The sequence below is a fragment of the Polaromonas sp. UBA4122 genome, assembly GCA_002381615.1.
Lineage (GTDB): Bacteria > Pseudomonadota > Gammaproteobacteria > Burkholderiales > Burkholderiaceae_C > Polaromonas.
The window spans coordinates 1-17,062 of the sequence record DFWY01000025.1; the positions used below are offsets into that span (position 1 = coordinate 1).

The following is a 17,062-nucleotide window of genomic DNA, read 5'->3' on the forward strand; positions in this document are numbered from 1 at the left end:
GTTGGAACTGTCGAACCCGGGTGAGCAGCGCCTGTATTTCCAGCCAGGAAGGAGCCTGAAGCGGTAAATTTGAACTGAATTGGTGTGCGGGTTGATCATCCCAAGGATGGTGATCAACATGAACGAATCCCGGCTATGCACGATTGAGCTGATCGAACAGTTTCTCAGTGCCGATACGCTGGTTGCGTTTTCAAAGCAAGGGGATGACACCGAACGTTATGAGCACATCAGTCGCGTGCTCAAGCGCTTTGACTACCCCAGCGCAATAAACGCGAACGCGGTGTGCTGTTGCGCTACCTGCGACACACGATCGGCTACAGCAGCCCGCAAGTCACTCGACTGGTTTCCCAATGGGGCAAGAACCGCCTGGCAACTGTGCCACTTGCCGAGCACTACAGGCCGCCTGCCGCCCCGTTTGCGCGCAAATACATGCTTGTTGCCGCCATTGCAGTTTTGACCAAGTGCGCCAATCATGGACTGACCAGCCCCAACTGGGCTAAAGCCTGCAGTTTTTCTAGCTAAGCATAGGGTTCACGCCGGTCAATTTTGTATCGGCACTTCTCGCGTTAAGTGGTCAATTTTCGGTCGGCAGCAACAAGCCTGTTGCCCGCTCCAGTGCCTGGCCGCCGCCGTAGCTGCTCTGCACAGGGGCTGCGCCACCCAGGCTGACACGAATCGCGCAGTATTTGAACTCCGGTATTTTGCCGAATGGATCCAGCGCGGCGTTCGTCAGCTTGTTGATGGCGGCCTCGTAATAGCAGAAGGGGACAAAAATCGCACCCCGTGGCGAGCTGTCATCTGCCCGTGCGTACAGCGATACAGTGCCGCGCCGTGATTCAATCGTGACCATATCGCCCGGTTTTCCGCCCATGGCATCGAGATCAAGTGGATGCACCAAGGCAATCGGATCGGGTTCGATGGAATCGAGTACCGTGGCGCGGCGGGTCATGCTGCCGGTGTGCCAGTGTTCCAGCTGGCGTCCGGTGATCAGCACCATAGGGTACTCGGCATCAGGGCGCTCATCGGCCGGAATGATGTCTGCGGGGACAAAGCGGGCGCGACCGGTTTCACGGGGGAAGTCATCGACAAACACCACGGACTGGCCGGGGTCGCCTTCCACGCGGCACGGGTAAGTCACCGCATGCTCGCGCTCCAGCCGGTCCCAGGTGATGCCGCCGATGCTGGGCATGGTGCGGCGCATTTCGTCAAACACTTCCGAGACATGCGTGTAGTGCCAGTCCAGCCCGAGACGCGCGGCGATTTGCTGGATGATCCACAAATCCTGTTTTGCGTCGCCTGGTGGGGTGATGGCCTGGCGCCCCATTTGCACCAGCCGGTCGGTGTTGGTGAAGGTGCCGGTTTTTTCCGGGAAGGCGCTGGCCGGCAAAATGACGTCGGCCAGATACGCTGTCTCGGTCAGGAAAATATCTTGCACCACCAGATGATCCAGCGCGGCCAGAGACTCGCGCGCATGGCTGGCATCCGGGTCGGACATGGCGGGGTTTTCACCCATCACGTACATGCCGCGAATTTGCCCTTTCTCGATGGCGTGCATCACCTCGACCACGGTCAGGCCCGGCTTGTCATCCAGCGTACCTGACGGCAGCCCCCAGGCGGCCTCAAAGCGGGCTTGCACTTGCGGGTCAGACACGGGCTGATAGTCGGGGTACATCATCGGGATCAGGCCTGCATCGGAGGCACCCTGCACATTGTTTTGTCCACGCAGCGGGTGCAAGCCCGTGCCGGGCCGGCCGATCTGACCCGTCATCAGCGACAGCGCGATCAGGCAGCGTGCATTGTCGGTGCCGTGGATATGCTGGGAAACGCCCATGCCCCACAAGATCATGGAAGCTTTGGAGTTGGCATACAGCCGGGCCACATATTTGATGGTTTCGGCATCGATGCCGCAAATCGGCGCCATGGCTTCGGGGCTGTAACCCTCCACATTTTTCCGCAGTTCATCGTAGCCGATCGTGCGGCTGGCGATGAAGTCCTTGTCGACCAGGCCCTCCGTCACGATGACATTCATCATGGCGTTGAGCAAAGCAACATCGGTGTCCGGCTTGAACTGCAGGAAACGGTGCGCGATGCGCGCCATATCTGAGCGGCGCGGGTCGCAGACGACCAGTTGGGTGCCGGTTTTCACCGCATTCTTGATCCAGGTGGCTGCCACCGGGTGATTAACTGTCGGGTTGGCACCAATGATGATGACGACTTCGGCCTGGGTCACATCCATAACCGGGTTGGACACTGCGCCAGAGCCAATGCCTTCTATCAAAGCCACAACCGATGAGGCATGGCACAGGCGTGTGCAATGGTCCACATTGTTGCAGCCAAAGCCGGTGCGCACCAGCTTCTGGAACAGGTAGGCTTCCTCGTTGCTGCCTTTGGCCGAGCCGAAACCGACAAGTGATTTTTTGCCGTATTGGTCGCGAATCTCCCTGAATTTATCCCCAGCCAGTGCCAGGGCTTCCTCCCAAGTGGCTTCGCGAAACACGTCCATGACGCGTTCAGGGTCCATGCTGAAGTCGCCGCGCTTGGGCGCATCCGCACGCCGGATCAGCGGTTTGGTCAGACGCTGCGGGTGATGTGCATAGTCAAAACCGTAGCGCCCTTTGACGCACAGCCGGGCGTGGTTGGCCGGGCCGTCACGACCTTCGACATAGAGAATCTTGTTGTCTTTGACGTTGTAGGTCAATTGACAGCCGACGCCGCAATAGGGACAGACCGAATCGACCTTCTTGTCCGGTATCTGGAGTGCCACTTCGCGTGCCGGCATGAGTGCCCCGGTGGGGCAAGCCTGCACGCATTCGCCGCAAGCCACGCAGGTGGAGGCGCCCATGGGGTCATCCATGTCGAAGACGATTTTGGCCTGATCGCCCCGAAAGGCAAGACCAATGACATCATTGACTTGCTCGTCGCGACAGGCGCGCAGGCAGCGGGTGCACTGAATGCAGGCATCCAGGTTGACCGTGATGGCCGGGTGGGAGGCATCCTGCCTGACTTGTTCGCGCGCTTCAAAGCGGGGCTTGCCGACGGCCATTTTTTCGGCCCACTGATCGACTTCATTGTGGCGGGTGTAATTGGTCTCCGGCATGTCTGAGAGCAGCAGCTCCAGTACCATCTTTTGGGACGCAACAGCGCGATCACTATTGCTGGTGACCTTCATACCGGCCGCCGGTGAACGACAGCACGAAGGTGCCAGCACCCGCTCGCCATTGATCTCAACCATGCAAGCGCGGCAGTTGCCGACCGGCTCCAGCCCTTCTTTGTAGCAAAGATGAGGTATTTCAACTCCCTCGCGTTTTGCGACCTGAAGCAGAGTTTCATTGGCCCGGCCCGTCACATCGCGACCATTGAGATTGAAAGTCACAAGCGGCGCATCAAGTTGCGCTATTTCACGTCTGGTAATCGCATTCATATTGATTCTCTGTGCGTCTCTTTGCCCGATTTGACGATCAGGTCAGTTCATGTGGAAAATACTTGACAACGCAGTCGACCGGGTTGGGCGCTGCCTGACCCAAACCGCAGATGGACGCATCGCGCATCACGGTTGACAGCTCTGCCAGCAGGGCGACATCCCACTTCGGTTTTTCTATCAAATGCGCTGCCTTGGCGGTGCCGGCACGGCAGGGCGTGCATTGACCGCAAGATTCGTGTTTGAAAAACTGCATCGTGTTGCGCGCCGCGCCGACTGCAGTGTCCTTGTCCGACAGCACCACCACGGCCGCGGAGCCAATGAAGCAGCCATAAGGCTGCAAGGTGTCAAAGTCGAGCGGAATGGCGTTCATGGACGCCGGCAAGATGCCGCCCGACGCGCCGCCTGGCAGGTAGGCATAGAAGGTATGTCCTTCCTGCATGCCGCCGCAATACTCATCAATCAGTTCCTGGATCGTGATGCCGGCCGGGGCCAGTTTGACACCGGGATTCCTGACCCGACCTGACACGGAAAATGAGCGCAAACCCTTGCGACCATTTTTTCCATGCGAGGTGAACCAGGTGCCGCCTCTTTCCAGAATTTCGCGCACCCAGAACAGGGTTTCAAAATTGTGTTCCAGCGTCGGGCGGCCGAACAGTCCGACTTGCGCAACGTAGGGCGGACGCAGGCGCGGCATGCCGCGCTTGCCTTCGATCGATTCGATCATCGCGGACTCTTCACCGCAGATGTAAGCTCCTGCGCCACGCCGCAGAATGATCTCTGGCAGCACGGCCACAGGGGGGGAGCGCCTGAGCTTAGCCAACTCGGATTCGAGCAGCGCCCGGCAACCATGGTACTCATCACGCAGGTAGATATAAATTTTGTCAATCCCGACCGCCCACGCGGCGATCAGCATGCCTTCCAGGAAACGATGGGGATCGCGTTCCAGATAGACGCGGTCCTTGAAGGTGCCGGGTTCACCTTCGTCGATGTTCACAGCCATCAAACGCGGCCCCGCTTCTGCGCGGACGATGCGCCACTTGCGCCCTGCAGGGAAGCCCGCGCCGCCCAGACCGCGCAAGCCGGAATCTTCCATGGTCTTGATGACAGATTCGACTTCCTGTTTTCCGCTCAGGCAGTCTTTCAGCAGCGCATAACCACCGGCTGCCTGGTAACTGGCATAGTCGGAAAAGCCGGACGGAACGTGCTGTACATCCTGGGCAGCCACCTTGACGGCGACCGTTTCCACGGTCGCGTTGGGTACCGGGTTCTGCCCCACGACGGCAAGAGGCGCCTGCTCGCAACGACCGACGCATGGTACGGCGATCACGCGAACATCTGTGCCCAATATTTTTGGAAGCTTGGCCAGCAACTCGCGCGCACCTGCCATTTCGCATGACAAGCCGTTGCAGACCCGTACGGTCAAAGCGGCTGGTGCGGCGTCGCCTTCTTTGACCACATCAAAGTGGTGGTAGAAGGTGGCGACTTCATATACTTCGGTTTGTGCCAGGCGCATCTCTTGCGCCAAAGCCGCGAGGTGTGCGGCGGACAAATGGCCAAAGCGGTCCTGTATTTTGTGCAGATGTTCAATCAGCAAATCGGCTTGACGGGACGCATCACCAAGAAGCGATTGCACCTCGGCCAGTGCGACGGGGTCAACGCGACGCCCCTTGGGCGCTTGACGTTTGCGTTCTTTTGAAACCTGTTGCACCGCGATAGGGATAATTTTTTGGTTCATTCGTGTCCGGTTAAAAGTTGACCAAATTCAACTGGCTAGTGCAAGCGGTGTGTCTGGAATTGGAGAACCGAGTTGCAAGGCGCTTGGAATATGGATTTTCTAAAAAACTGAAGCGGAGAGAATTTGTAGCAATGTGCAGAGCGAAGCCTCGAGTTCCCCTGAACGATAGACAAACATTCGCATGATGGCATTAGTCTGATAATCACATGGAACGAAGGGCTAAGCAAAAGCGGTCCAGCAAATCTGAATATCGCTATCAGTAAAAACTACGGGAATAAGCATGGCCAAGGTTGGTCTGGCGAGAAGTAGTGATGGTCAAGAAATCAGCGCGATGCACAAGGCTCGGATGGTCCTTGCGTGAAGACAAGAGACAAAACCTATTCAGGTAACCGGGGGATCAGATCACTTGCTCTGCACGCAACTCCGCCACCTCCTCTGCGCTGTAACCCAGTTGTGCCAGAACCTCTTCGGTATGCTCGCCCAGCAGTGGCGAGCGGCTCACCTCGGTACTGCTGTCAGACATCTTTATCGGGTTGCCAACCGTCAGGTATTTGCCGCGCGTGGGATGATCAACTTCGACAATAGTGCCGGTCGCACGCAGAGAAGGCTCCTTAGCGATTTCCTTCATCGACAGGATAGGTCCGCAGGGGATGTCGTACTTGTTGAGAATATCCATGGCCTCGAACTTGGTCTTGGTCATGGTCCATTTCTCGAGCCTCGCGAAGATCAGCTTGAGGTGCAACAGACGTGCAGCCGGCGTGGCGAAGGCCTCATCGGTGATCCAGTCTTCTTCGCCAATCACCTTGCACACTGCAGGCCAGGCGGCCGCCTGCGTGATGAGGTAGATGTATGCGTTCGGATCAGTTTCCCATCCCTTGCACTTCAAGATCGAGCCTGGTTGGCCACCGCCAGACGCGTTGCCGGCACGCGGTACCGCCTCGCCGAACGTGCCATCCGGATACTGAGGGTACTCATGCAAGGTGTGCGTGCGTTCCAGCCGCTGCTGATCGCGCAGCTTGACGCGGCACAGGTTCAGCACGGTATCCTGCATCGAGGCCAACACCTTCTGCCCCCGCCCTGTGGTGTTGCGCTGATAGAGCGCGGCGACGATGCCAAGGGCAAGATTCAAACCCGTCCCACTGTCACCGATCTGGGCGCCCGTGACCATCGGCGGGCCGTTGTCGAACCCGGTAGTCGATGCGGATCCCCCTGCGCATTGCGCTACGTTCTCATAAACCTTGCAGTCCTCGTAAGGCCCAGGGCCAAAACCCTTGACCGACGCCACGATCATGCGTGGATTGAGCTTCTGGATATGTTCCCAGGTGATACCCATGCGGTCCAGTGCCCCCGGGGCGAAGTTCTCAACCAGAACATCACACTGTTTGATGAGCGTGTCGAGAACCTCCTTACCTTTCGGTTTCTTGGTATCGAGCGTGATCGAACGCTTGTTGTGATTCAGCATGGTGAAGTACAGGCTGTCCACGCCGGGAATGTCGCGGAGTTGGCCGCGAGTGGCATCGCCCTCACCAGCGCGTTCAACTTTGATGACATCCGCGCCAAACCAGGCCAGAAGTTGCGTACAGGTTGGTCCCGACTGAACGTGGGTAAAGTCAAGAATGCGCACGCCGTCTAGCGCTTTGCTCATGGGTAGCTTCTTTCTGTCAATTACTTGTACATGGCGCGTGCCATGGTGCCCGGCGCATAAATCTTCGGATCAACCCAGATATTAATCAACAGCGCAGAGGCGTGTTTTTTTACATTGATTCACGAACACGTTATAGCGTACCTGCAATCATGGTGAGGTCGCATATCGCTGAGCAACTTGCCGAGCAGATTGTTTCATGCACCAGCTTTGGTTTCAAGTTCCGTCAGGCGTTTTCGCAGGGCCCGGTCTTCGTTGAACTTGCTGGTTTCGTCCCGAATGACCGAGGCAATACCTGTTATCTTTTTATCGGCTGAGTAAAGCAGGGCAACTGTGAAAGAGATGGACATCGCGCGACCGTCCTTATGCACGGCTGGCACCCGCAGCACATCATGACCGTAACGGGTTTGTCCGGTTTGCATTGTCTTGTGGTAACCGTCCCAGTGGCGCTGGCGCAAGCGCTCCGGAATGATCAAGTCAAGCGACTGGCCCAAGGCCTCGCTTTCCGTAAACCCAAAAATGTATTCTGCTGCGGGGTTCCACAGCGTGATGGCACCACTTGCGTCACAGACGACGATGGCATCGCCGACCGCTGCTACGAGTTGATGAAAGTCAATTGCTGAATGCATGTGGTTACTCCAAATCGGGGTAAAGATGGTCTCTCAAATCAAGACGGCGCCCAACTTGGGCGCCGTCCATTGCCGTCTTGAAGACCGGCAGATTAAATTATCGCCTTCAGACCGTCTTCAGACTGCCTTTGAGGCATGCATGGCGGCGATCTGGTCCTTGCTGTAGCCGAGTTGGGCCAGAACCTCGTCGGTGTGCTCGCCCAACAACGGAGAAGCGGTGACTTCGGGTTTTAGATCGGAGAACTTGATCGGGCTGCCGACGGTCCAGTAGCTGCCGCGCTCCTTGTGCGGCACCTCGACGATCGAACCGCTCGCGCGCAGGGACTTGTCATGGAGCAGTTCCTTCATGGAGAACACTGGCGAGCACGGGATGTCGAACTTGCGCAAGATATTGACGGCCTCATACTTGGTCTTGTCTTTCAGCCACTCTTCGATCGTGCCGAAGATGTCCATGATGTGCGGCTGGCGGGCCTTGGGCGTCATGTAGAGCGGGTCAGTCTTCCACTCGGGTTTGCCGATGGCGTCGCAAATCGGCGCCCAGGCTTGACCCTGAATCGTGAAGTAGATGTAGGCGTTGCCATCTGTTTCCCAGCCCTTGCACTTCAAAATCCAGCCGGGCTGACCGCCACCACCGGCGTTGCCGCCGCGCGGCACCACCTTGTCGGCGAAAGCTTCCATCTCATGCGGGTACTGGGGGTACTCTTCCAGGAAACCCATGGTGTCCAGACGCAACTGGTCGCGCATCTTGACGCGGCACAGGTTGAGCACCGCGTCCTGCATGGCCACGGCCACCTTCTGACCCTTGCCGGTCTGCTGGCGGCCGATATAGGCGGTCAGGATGCCGATGGCCAGGTGCATGCCGGTGTTGGTGTCACCCAGGGCGGCAGAAGAAACCAGGGGGCCGGCTTGCTCTCCTTTCCACCAGCCGGTGGTGGAGGCAGCGCCGCCGGCGCACTGTGCTACGTTTTCATAGACCTTCAAATCTTCGTATTCGTGACCGTCGCTGAAGCCCTTGACCGAGGCCAGGATCATCTTGGGGTTGAGCTCCTGGATGCGTTCCCAGGTAAAGCCCATGCGGTCAAGTGCGCCAGGGCCAAAGTTCTCGACCATCACGTCGAATTCCTTGATCATCTTTTCCAGCACTGCCTTGCCTTCAGGCTGCTTGGTGTCGAGGGTCAGGGAGCGCTTGTTGCTGTTGAGCATGGTGAAGTACAGCGCGTCCACATTCGGAATGTCACGCAGTTGGGTGCGTGTCACGTCGCCGGAACCGGGGCGCTCGACCTTGACGACGTCGGCGCCGAACCAGGCCAGCATCTGGGTGCAGGCCGGGCCGGCTTGCACGTGGGTAAAGTCGATGATCTTGATACCGTTTAGTGGTTTGTTCATGATTAACGTTTCCTTATCAATGGTTTAACTTGGCTTACTTCTTTATCGCAGCGGTTTTTGGGTTCAGACTGGTAATGCGGCCGCTTTCAGTGCCGGCGGTTTCATCGATGACGGCATTGATCAGGGTCGGCTTGCCGCTGGCGATGGCTTCTTTCATGGCCGCGGACAGCTCTTGCGGGGTTGTCACGTGCACGCCGACACCACCGAAGGCCTCCATCATCTTGTCGTAGCGCGCACCCTTGACGAATACCGTAGGTGCAACGTCGGCCCCTCCGCCCCGATTGACGTCTGTGCCCTTATAGATACCATTGTTGTTGAGGATAACCACGCAGACCGGCAGGTTATAGCGGCAGATCGTCTCGACTTCCATGCCACTGAAACCGAAGGCGCTGTCGCCCTCGATGGCGATGACCGGCTTTCCGGTAACCACAGCCGCAGCTACGGAAAAGCCCATGCCGATGCCCATGATCCCCCAGGTGCCGACGTCCAGGCGCTTGCGCGGCTGGTACATGTCGACGATGCTGCGGGTAAAGTCCAGCGCGTTGGCACCTTCATTGACGAGCATGGCCTCCGGGTTCGCCTTGACGATGTCACGGACCACGGCCAGGGCGCTGTGGTAATTCATCGGCGACGGATCCTTGGCCAGGGTCTCGGCCATCTTGGCGATATTCTTGTTCTTGCGCTCGGCAACCGCGCTCGTCCACTCGGCAGGCGCCTTGGCCCAGCTCGAACCCATGCCGGCCAGGAGCGCCGAGACGCAGGAGCCGATATCGCCGATCAGGGGCGCGGCGATCGCCACGTTGCTGTCGGCTTCTGTCGGCGAGATATCGATCTGAATGAAGCTCTTGTCAGCCCAGTCCTTCGGACCATTGCCGCCCCAGGTCTTGCCCTTGCCTTGCGACAGCAGCCAGTTCAGGCGCGCGCCGACAAGCATCACGACGTCAGCTTCGGGCAGGACGTAAGAGCGCGCGGCAGAAGCCGATTGCTCGTGGGTATCGGGCAGAAGACCCTTGGCCATGGACATCGGCAGGTAGGGGATGCCGCTCTTCTCGACCAGAGCGCGAATGTCGGCATCGGCCTGGGCGTAAGCCGCACCCTTACCGAGAATGATCAGGGGGCGCTTGGCGCCCTTGAGCAACGTCAGTGCACGCTGGACCGAATCCGGCGCCGGGATCTGGCGCGGGGCCGGATCGACGACCTTGATCAGCGACTTCTTGCCTGCTTCGGCGTCCATTGTCTGCGCGAAAAATTTGGCTGGGAGGTCAAGATAGACACCACCAGGCCGGCCTGACAAAGCAGAACGGATGGCGCGCGCGATGCCGACGCCGATATCTTCAGCATTGAGCACGCGGAAGGCCGCCTTGCACAGGGGCTTGGCGATGGCGAGCTGATCCATCTCTTCGTAATCGCCCTGTTGCAGATCGACAATCTCGCGCTCGCTCGATCCGCTGATCAGGATCATCGGGAAGCAGTTGGTTGTCGCATTGGTCAATGCGGTCAGACCGTTGAGGAAGCCGGGGGCGGATACCGTCAGGCAGATACCAGGTTTCTGTGTCAGGAAGCCAGCGGCCGCAGCTGCGTTGCCGGCGTGCTGCTCGTGACGGAAGGAAATGACCCGCATGCCTTCGCCCTGTGCCATACGCGTGAGATCCGTGATGGGAATGCCCGGCAGAGCGAAGATGGTGTTGATGTCGTTGAGTTTCAGGGCATCGATTAAGAGGTGAAACCCGTCGGTCTGTACGGGTGATTGAGTGTCGTTTGTCATGATGAAATATCTCTTCGTTTGACTTCGATAAAGGTTGAGCAACGTGGCTGGCAGTATCGGTGGCCCCAGAAAAAATTCGTTGACCTAAGTCAAGGCCTCCGATAGTGGACTTCGCCGCCTCGCTCGTGTGCTCAGACGGGTCATTTGCACCGTCGGGGTATGATAGGTGTCGATTCAGGTTCCACCATTGACCCGGGTCAATTTTTATAGTATTTGGACCACGCAAACGAGAGAAGTTCACGTCCCGCCAAAACTTACTTGAGCCTACCGCTTCCATGTCGTCCGTTGAAAATCATCCAGAAAAAAATATTATTCGCGTCCAGCTCAGGCAAAACATCTTGCTGAAAGGGATGAGCGAGAGCGAGAGCGCCGAACTCGAACCTCATCTGGTTGTGCTTGACTGCCATAAGGGTGACTTTCTACTGCACCAGGGAGTGCATGAGATGGAGCAGTATTTCATACTTGACGGGATTCTGAAGCGGGTGGTCACGAACAGTGTTGCCAAGGAGATGATCCTGCGCTTTGCTGCCGAGCGTGATATGGAGACCAGCTATGCCGCGTGGTGTTTGAAAACGCCAACACCCTACAGTATCGTTTGCGTTACGAAAGCGCGGGTCGCCAAATTGCCGCTACCACAATGGGTTGAGTTCATGGAGCGGCACGCGGAAACCAAAAAGTTGTTCGAGCATGACGTGATGAGCGTGATGGGCGAAATCATGGCCCATACCATTACCCTGCATATGCTTGATGCGCCGGGACGGGTGCACCGCTTTTTACGCAAGCACCCTGAACTCTTCGATCGCATTCCAAAGAAGGAATTGGCTTTCTACCTGAATTTGTCCGCTGAGACCCTGAGCCGGTTGAAGCAACGTGGCAAAATTTGACTCGCCCCGTCCGACCCAGGCCAACTTGGATCAATAGTGTTTTGCTGATGTGAACAGCCGTGAATTTGCCATCAGCCGGAGTTCATTGGCCACACTGTTAACCCCCTGGTGCGTCAGCCGCGATTTTTTCAGCCTCGGTGCGTTCCTCGGCAGTCAGCACGTTGCCGCGCAACGTCATCTTGCCGCGACGGGATTCAATGGTGATGTTGGTAGTTTGTGTCACGACATGTTCCTTCAGAGCTGCCCGAATGCCAGCTTCCAGCGTCCTGTTGGCCAGAATGACAGGTGATTCCTGGCTTTTCTGAAGCTAAGGCCGTCCCGTCAGGAGCCGGATCTCTTTCACACAGAAACGGTCGGTGTTCAGCACCAGATCATAGAGCACCAGGTCTCCCCACTTGGCCTCGGAAAACCTGCTTTGCCGTACCCGGTACTATCAGACGAAGCCACTGCAGCGGGCAAGACGGCAATCGCGTGATTATCCTGCGGGTGGTAGAAGCGCTGAGCCCGGATGAGGTGGACTGACTTATCCAAGTAGCCTGGCTGCCGGGCTTGGTTGCTGCTGGCTCCAGCCACGCCGAACAACAGGCTTGGGGACAAGAACACTTTAAGATAAAGGCGGCGCGCGAATGGCGCCGACAGGTAACGCGCCCGGGAGGTATTGTTAGTTACGACACCGCCCGTATTTTTCAGCTACGGGCGGTGTTTGTCACGGTCAAAAAATCAAGCCGAAAGTTTCCTCAACTCGACATGCCGGCCGATGTAACTGGCATCAGAAACTGTACTGCATACCGACTGACAGCGCCTTGATGCTCTGGCCCCCAATGGTGTTGCCATCCGCATCTCGCGGCGCGGCGATGGGGACACCATGACCCCCGGCACCGATCGCATAATGCGCGCCGGCGCCTTGATTCAGCACCGCCCCCACCACATACACGGAAGTCTGTTTGTCATAGTGGTACTTCAGCCCCAGCGCATACATGTTGGCGTGGTCGTCTGCCGTTAGGAAATCGGGACTGCCCGGGGTTTGCCCGGCGTGCGCCCATGATGCCATCAGGTCCAGGCCGTTACCCAGTTGCTGAACATCGCTGATGAAATAGCCATCGCGTGCGCGCTCATTGACCGTCGGATCAATGCCGCCGGCGCGATAGAACTTTTCATAGATGGCGGATAAACGGTTTTTGCCGAAATTGTAGGTGACACCAATTTTGGCAGCACTCTCGTTGCTGGTTACACCGCCCGTGTCGCCGGTGCGATCGACCGCGTCGTGGCGTTCGTAACTGACGGTGGCAAAAAGCGGCCCGTTTGCATAGTTCACCGCCAGGCTGCCGGCGTTTTTGAAAGCACCATCGTTGCACGAATTTGGTGCGGTGGGATCGAGTTGCCCGCCTGCCGTGGAGCCAGAACTGCCTGGCGTGGCGCCCGAACACACCTTTTCACCCTGGGCATATGCGTATTTGTCGGAGTTGGCGAGGTTGTCGTATTTCTGGCCGGGCGAAAACAGCGCATTGACCGAGAAGCCGTTCATCTTCGGCGAATCATAGAAGATCGAATGTGGTAGTCGTGCATCGAATTCAGCACGCAGGTCGCCGCCCGTATTACCCAGGATGGCGTTGTAGTCCCCCACTGTTGCGGAAAACGGATCCATGCTTCCCGTTGAGCGTTTGTATGGCGTATCCGTCTTGCCCAGCATTAACTTACCGAACTTGCCTTGGACGCCGAGGAAGGAATTGCGCGAGCCCAGCCCCCCGACCTCGGTCGGCGTTCCAGAGACATTGACCAGCGTTTCAAACTGGGCGATCGCCTTCAGGCCACTCGTTCCCAGCTCTTTGCTGCTGGCGCGAACTCCGAGATATGACAGATTGCTCGATACCTGGCTCACGTTCTCCTTGCCATTGCTGGTTTGCTCTACGGACAGGTCGGCGTGCCCGTACAAGGTTACGCTTGCGCCCCCGATGTTGACGCTAAGAGGCGACTGACCTGGCGCGGCGGCAGCGGTAGTGGCCGACGCCGCGGTTGCGTTGGGCGACGCTGTCATCGCGTCGATCTTGTTCTGCATGTTGCTCATTTGCTGCTGCATCCCCTGCAGTTGCTGCTTCAGTAGTTCGACTTCGGAAGAGTCCGCTGCAAAGGCGCTGCTACCAGCAAAAAGCAGGGTGCACGCGACGGCGATGAGTGTAGGTTTCATGGGCTTTTGTCTCTAGTAGATTTTCTGTTCCGAGCAAGTATGGTTGCTGGTACAGCGTGATGGGTGAAAATTATTTGCAAGATGTTCAGAACGAATAGCGTTTATCGGCAGCAAGGCCAAGTGTGATCTGGGAATCTCCTGTGGTAAATAGCCCTTGTTGGGCTGAATTGCTGACGCGGTGGAGGCCTTTGCAGACCTGCCACCGCGTCATCGGTTTAGTTCAACGTAATGCACATCGAAAAATTTGCTGATTAATCTGGGTTCTGTCGCATTAACCGTTTTCGGCGCTTTCGACACACCAGAGGGAGTCAAATTATTGACTATAGACACTACTTGTAGTGGTCAATTTTTTGGAATTTCGGTTAATGCGATAGAACTAATCAACGCCCCCTTGCGGACTAATCAACGGTATATCGTTTGACGTATTGGGTAGGGAGAGGGAACGAAAAGGCTAATGTGGTGAATATTCAGACTGTTAACGGAGTAGGTACTTTTCGCGACTGAAAGTAAAACGTCAGCACCTGCCACACGATGAAGAGGGCAATCACGGCGAGCAAGGTGCCGCTGATGGGGCGGGTGATGAAAGCGCCGAAATTCCCCCGACTGAGGAGCAGGGCGCGTCGGAAGTTCTCTTCCAACATGGGGCCCAGGATGAAGCCCAACATGAGCGGCGCAGCCTCCAGCCCCAGGCGCATGAACATATAGCCAAAGAATCCAAAGAGGGCGGTAATGTAGATGTCATCCAAGCTGTTGTTGATGCTGTAAGTTCCGATGCAGCAGAAAAAAAGGATCGCTGGAAACAGCACATTGAAGGGTATCTTGAACACCGACAGCCAGAAGCGCACCAAGGGCACGTTGAGGATGAGCAAAAAGCAGCCGCCCACCCACATACTGGCCACCAGACCCCAGAACAACTCGGGGTGCTCTGTGATCATGCCAGGGCCGGGCTGGATGCCCTTGATGATGAAGGCACCCATCATGAGGGCCATAACCGCGTTCTCGGGAATGCCAATGCTCATGAGTGGGATAAAGCTGGTGCGAGCGGCCGCTTCGTCGGCGGCAGCTTGCCCGGCCACTCCCTCGATGGCACCGGTGCCGATCTCGTGTTTGTATTTACTGAAACGCTTATCGACGGCATAGGCTGCGAACTGGGCGATCACGGGCCCCCCGCCGGGCAAGAGGCCTAAGGCCGAGCCAATCACACTGCCGCGCAAGGCGCTGGGAATGATGCGCTTGAACTCGGGCCAGGTCGGCATGAGTTTGATCTTGCCGTTGAAAGGCGTGCGCTCCTCGCCGCTGTCGAGGTTTTTCACGACCTCGGCAATGCCGAAGCACCCCAAGGCGATGCTTATCAGGCCAATACCGTCGGCAAGAAAGGGCAAGTCCATGGTAAAGCGCGCAGTGCCACTATTCACATCAGTGCCGACTGACCCAAGCAGCACGCCTATAAAGGCCATGGCAAGGCCATTGAGCAGGCTACCGGTGGTGACAAAGCTCACGCACATGAACCCGAACAACATGAGGGCACAGTAATCGGCCGGGCCAAACAAGAACGCCACCTCGCCCAGTGCCGGGGCCATCGTCGCCAGCACCACGATGGCCACGGTACCACCAATGAAGCTGGAAACGCCTGCGGTGAACAAGGCCAAGCCGGTTTTACCGTTGAGCGTCATCTGGTAGCCATCGATGCAGGCCACGATGCTGCTGGCGTGCGGAATCTTCATGGTGATGGCGCTCACGCTGTCGCCGTATTGAGCGCCGTAGTAAATACCCGCCAGCATGATGAGCCCGCCAGTGGCGGGAATGGAATAGGTCAAGGGCAGCAACAAGCTAATGGTGGCCAAAGGGCCAAGTCCAGGTAGCAGCCCCACCAGTGTGCCCACCACGCAGCCGATGGCGCAATACATGAGGTTATGCAGGGTCAGTGCAGTCTCAAAACCAAACGCGAGGTTGTGCAGGATGTTCATCAGAATAAGGGCAGTTGCAGGCCGAGTAGGTTTCGAAACATAAAGGCAATGGCAATTAGGCCAGCCGAGATTTTGAGGTTGCGCACTACAGAATACGAGGTGCCGGCAAAGGAGGAGCAAAACACCAGAAACACGATGCCCGCGATCATGTTCAGGTATTCAGAGAGCACCGCAAACCCGCACAGGCCCAACAGGACGAGGGCTATGTTCTTCATGTTGTAGTTCACGGGTACGGGCTTGACGAAGCGCGAACGCACCACGGTGATCAGGCCAATCAAAAACACCAGGCAACTCACCAGCAGAGGAAACAGGCCAGGACCGGCTCTACCGAATTCGCCTACTTTGTAGTTCAGCGACACCACGCCAAAGAGCAGAGCAATCGCCATGAGGCACAGGCCCCTGATGAAATTCAGGTTATTAAAGTTCATGTCAGGCGTCTCCAGGGCTGCGCCTGCGGGGCGTTGTTGTCAACTTGGGGGCGGGTCATCCGGGTCTCCTTGTGGTTTGGCCCCGCGCCTTCCGGTCATGCAAATAGGCAGCCGGAGGCGTTCGGGCTGGAGGTGATGGTAGGGCTCGATGCTTCCAATTGGCTTTCGTTTTGCCGGGAGCACTTCAAAATACGTGTTATCACTAACGCAGCGGCAGCACGAAAAAGACGCGTGTTAAACCGTAAGCCAGGCCCGCGAACAATGCTTCCGGGGGCGGCGAAAGTGGGGTGCCGGCGTCAGCCTGCCGAAGCGCTGCGGGCGGCTGGTATGGTCGCGCGTGGCAGGCGCAGGATGGCGCGCAGGCCACGTGGGCCATCTGCGGGCGTGTCGGCATCGGCCAGTTCGATATCCCCCCCGTTGCGTTGGGCGTAGCCCCTTGCGATCGACAGGCCCAGCCCCGCGCCGTGGCGTGCAGCCCCGGGGACGGCATGCTCCGCGAGTTGCACAAAGCGCTCAAACACCGCGGCGCGCTGGTCCGCAGCAATGCCCGGGCCGTTGTCGCAAACCTCGACACACACTGACAGGCCTTCAAAGCGTGTGGCGACCGTGATGGTGCCACCGGCGGGCGTGTAAGCCACGGCGTTATGAACCAGATTGGACAGCGCCTCATGCAGCTCTTCGCCATGGGCCATGACCGGTGCAACCATGTCTGCGGTCGCCCCCGCGCCCGTTGCTGCTGGCGCCATGCCGACATCCGCCTGAGCGTTGTCCCCGTAGGCATGGACCCAGCCCAGGTCCTGGTTTTTTTCGTGCGCCAGTGGCAGGTATTGCAGAACCACTTCGCGCGCGAGTGCATTGAGATCCACCAGCGCGGATGACGTGACGTCCTCCTGCGGTTCACTGGCATGCGCCAGTGCCAGCAGCTGTTCGCTCAGGCGGCGGCTGCGCGACAGCTGGCCCACGATCGCGCGCAGGGTTTCGCGCATGCGCTCCGGGTCCGGCTCGCGCAGCGCGTAAGCT

12 protein-coding genes are annotated in these 17,062 nt (G+C 57.8%); 1 reads left to right on the forward strand and 11 read right to left on the reverse strand.

Annotated features, from left to right (window positions below; translation table 11 throughout):
• Window positions 1–574 precede the first annotated feature (574 nt).
• The 6 genes from fdhF to oxc form a co-directional block, all read right to left on the reverse strand.
• Complete coding sequence (gene fdhF / locus B3F77_RS03315) at window positions 575–3,421, reverse strand: formate dehydrogenase subunit alpha (protein ID WP_293603578.1); 2,847 nt, start codon at window positions 3,419–3,421, stop codon at window positions 575–577.
• Window positions 3,422–3,458: 37 nt separating this feature from the next.
• Window positions 3,459–5,156, reverse strand: a complete 1,698-nt coding sequence (locus B3F77_RS03320) for an NAD(P)H-dependent oxidoreductase subunit E (protein WP_293603579.1) — start codon at window positions 5,154–5,156, stop codon at window positions 3,459–3,461.
• Window positions 5,157–5,553: 397 nt separating this feature from the next.
• Window positions 5,554–6,801 (reverse strand): formyl-CoA transferase, encoded by a 1,248-nt coding sequence (frc, locus tag B3F77_RS03325; RefSeq protein ID WP_293603580.1) that lies wholly within the window; start codon window positions 6,799–6,801, stop codon window positions 5,554–5,556.
• Window positions 6,802–6,995: 194 nt separating this feature from the next.
• Window positions 6,996–7,427 (reverse strand): PAS domain-containing protein, encoded by a 432-nt coding sequence (locus B3F77_RS03330; RefSeq protein ID WP_293603581.1) that lies wholly within the window; start codon window positions 7,425–7,427, stop codon window positions 6,996–6,998.
• 117 nt (window positions 7,428–7,544) lie between these two features.
• Window positions 7,545–8,813: a formyl-CoA transferase gene (gene frc, locus B3F77_RS03335; protein ID WP_293603582.1), complete on the reverse strand. Its 1,269-nt coding sequence runs from the start codon at window positions 8,811–8,813 to the stop codon at window positions 7,545–7,547.
• A 34-nt stretch (window positions 8,814–8,847) separates the two neighbouring features.
• The gene (gene oxc / locus B3F77_RS03340; RefSeq protein WP_293603583.1) at window positions 8,848–10,578 is read right to left on the reverse strand and encodes an oxalyl-CoA decarboxylase; all 1,731 of its coding nucleotides are present in this window, start codon (window positions 10,576–10,578) and stop codon (window positions 8,848–8,850) included.
• Window positions 10,579–10,853: 275 nt separating this feature from the next.
• Here oxc and B3F77_RS03345 point away from each other — a divergent pair, with 275 nt between their 5' ends.
• Window positions 10,854–11,462, forward strand: a complete 609-nt coding sequence (locus B3F77_RS03345) for a Crp/Fnr family transcriptional regulator (RefSeq protein WP_293603584.1) — start codon at window positions 10,854–10,856, stop codon at window positions 11,460–11,462.
• A 97-nt stretch (window positions 11,463–11,559) separates the two neighbouring features.
• Here B3F77_RS03345 and B3F77_RS03350 read toward each other — a convergent pair whose 3' ends face one another.
• From B3F77_RS03350 to B3F77_RS03370, 5 genes are all read right to left on the reverse strand, one after another.
• Window positions 11,560–11,742: a BON domain-containing protein gene (locus tag B3F77_RS03350; RefSeq protein ID WP_349678374.1), complete on the reverse strand. Its 183-nt coding sequence runs from the start codon at window positions 11,740–11,742 to the stop codon at window positions 11,560–11,562.
• Window positions 11,743–12,231: 489 nt separating this feature from the next.
• Complete coding sequence (locus B3F77_RS03355; protein ID WP_293603585.1) at window positions 12,232–13,647, reverse strand: porin; 1,416 nt, start codon at window positions 13,645–13,647, stop codon at window positions 12,232–12,234.
• 467 nt (window positions 13,648–14,114) lie between these two features.
• Window positions 14,115–15,614 carry a tripartite tricarboxylate transporter permease gene (locus B3F77_RS03360; RefSeq protein ID WP_293603586.1) on the reverse strand — a complete coding sequence of 500 codons (1,500 nt, stop codon included), beginning with the start codon at window positions 15,612–15,614 and terminating at the stop codon, window positions 14,115–14,117.
• The gene (locus B3F77_RS03365) at window positions 15,614–16,042 is read right to left on the reverse strand and encodes a tripartite tricarboxylate transporter TctB family protein (protein WP_293603587.1); all 429 of its coding nucleotides are present in this window, start codon (window positions 16,040–16,042) and stop codon (window positions 15,614–15,616) included. Before B3F77_RS03365 ends, B3F77_RS03360 begins: the two co-directional genes overlap by 1 nt.
• Before the next feature lie 296 nt (window positions 16,043–16,338).
• A partial coding sequence (locus B3F77_RS03370) for a sensor histidine kinase (RefSeq protein ID WP_293603588.1) occupies window positions 16,339–17,062 on the reverse strand: 724 nt, incomplete at its 5' end.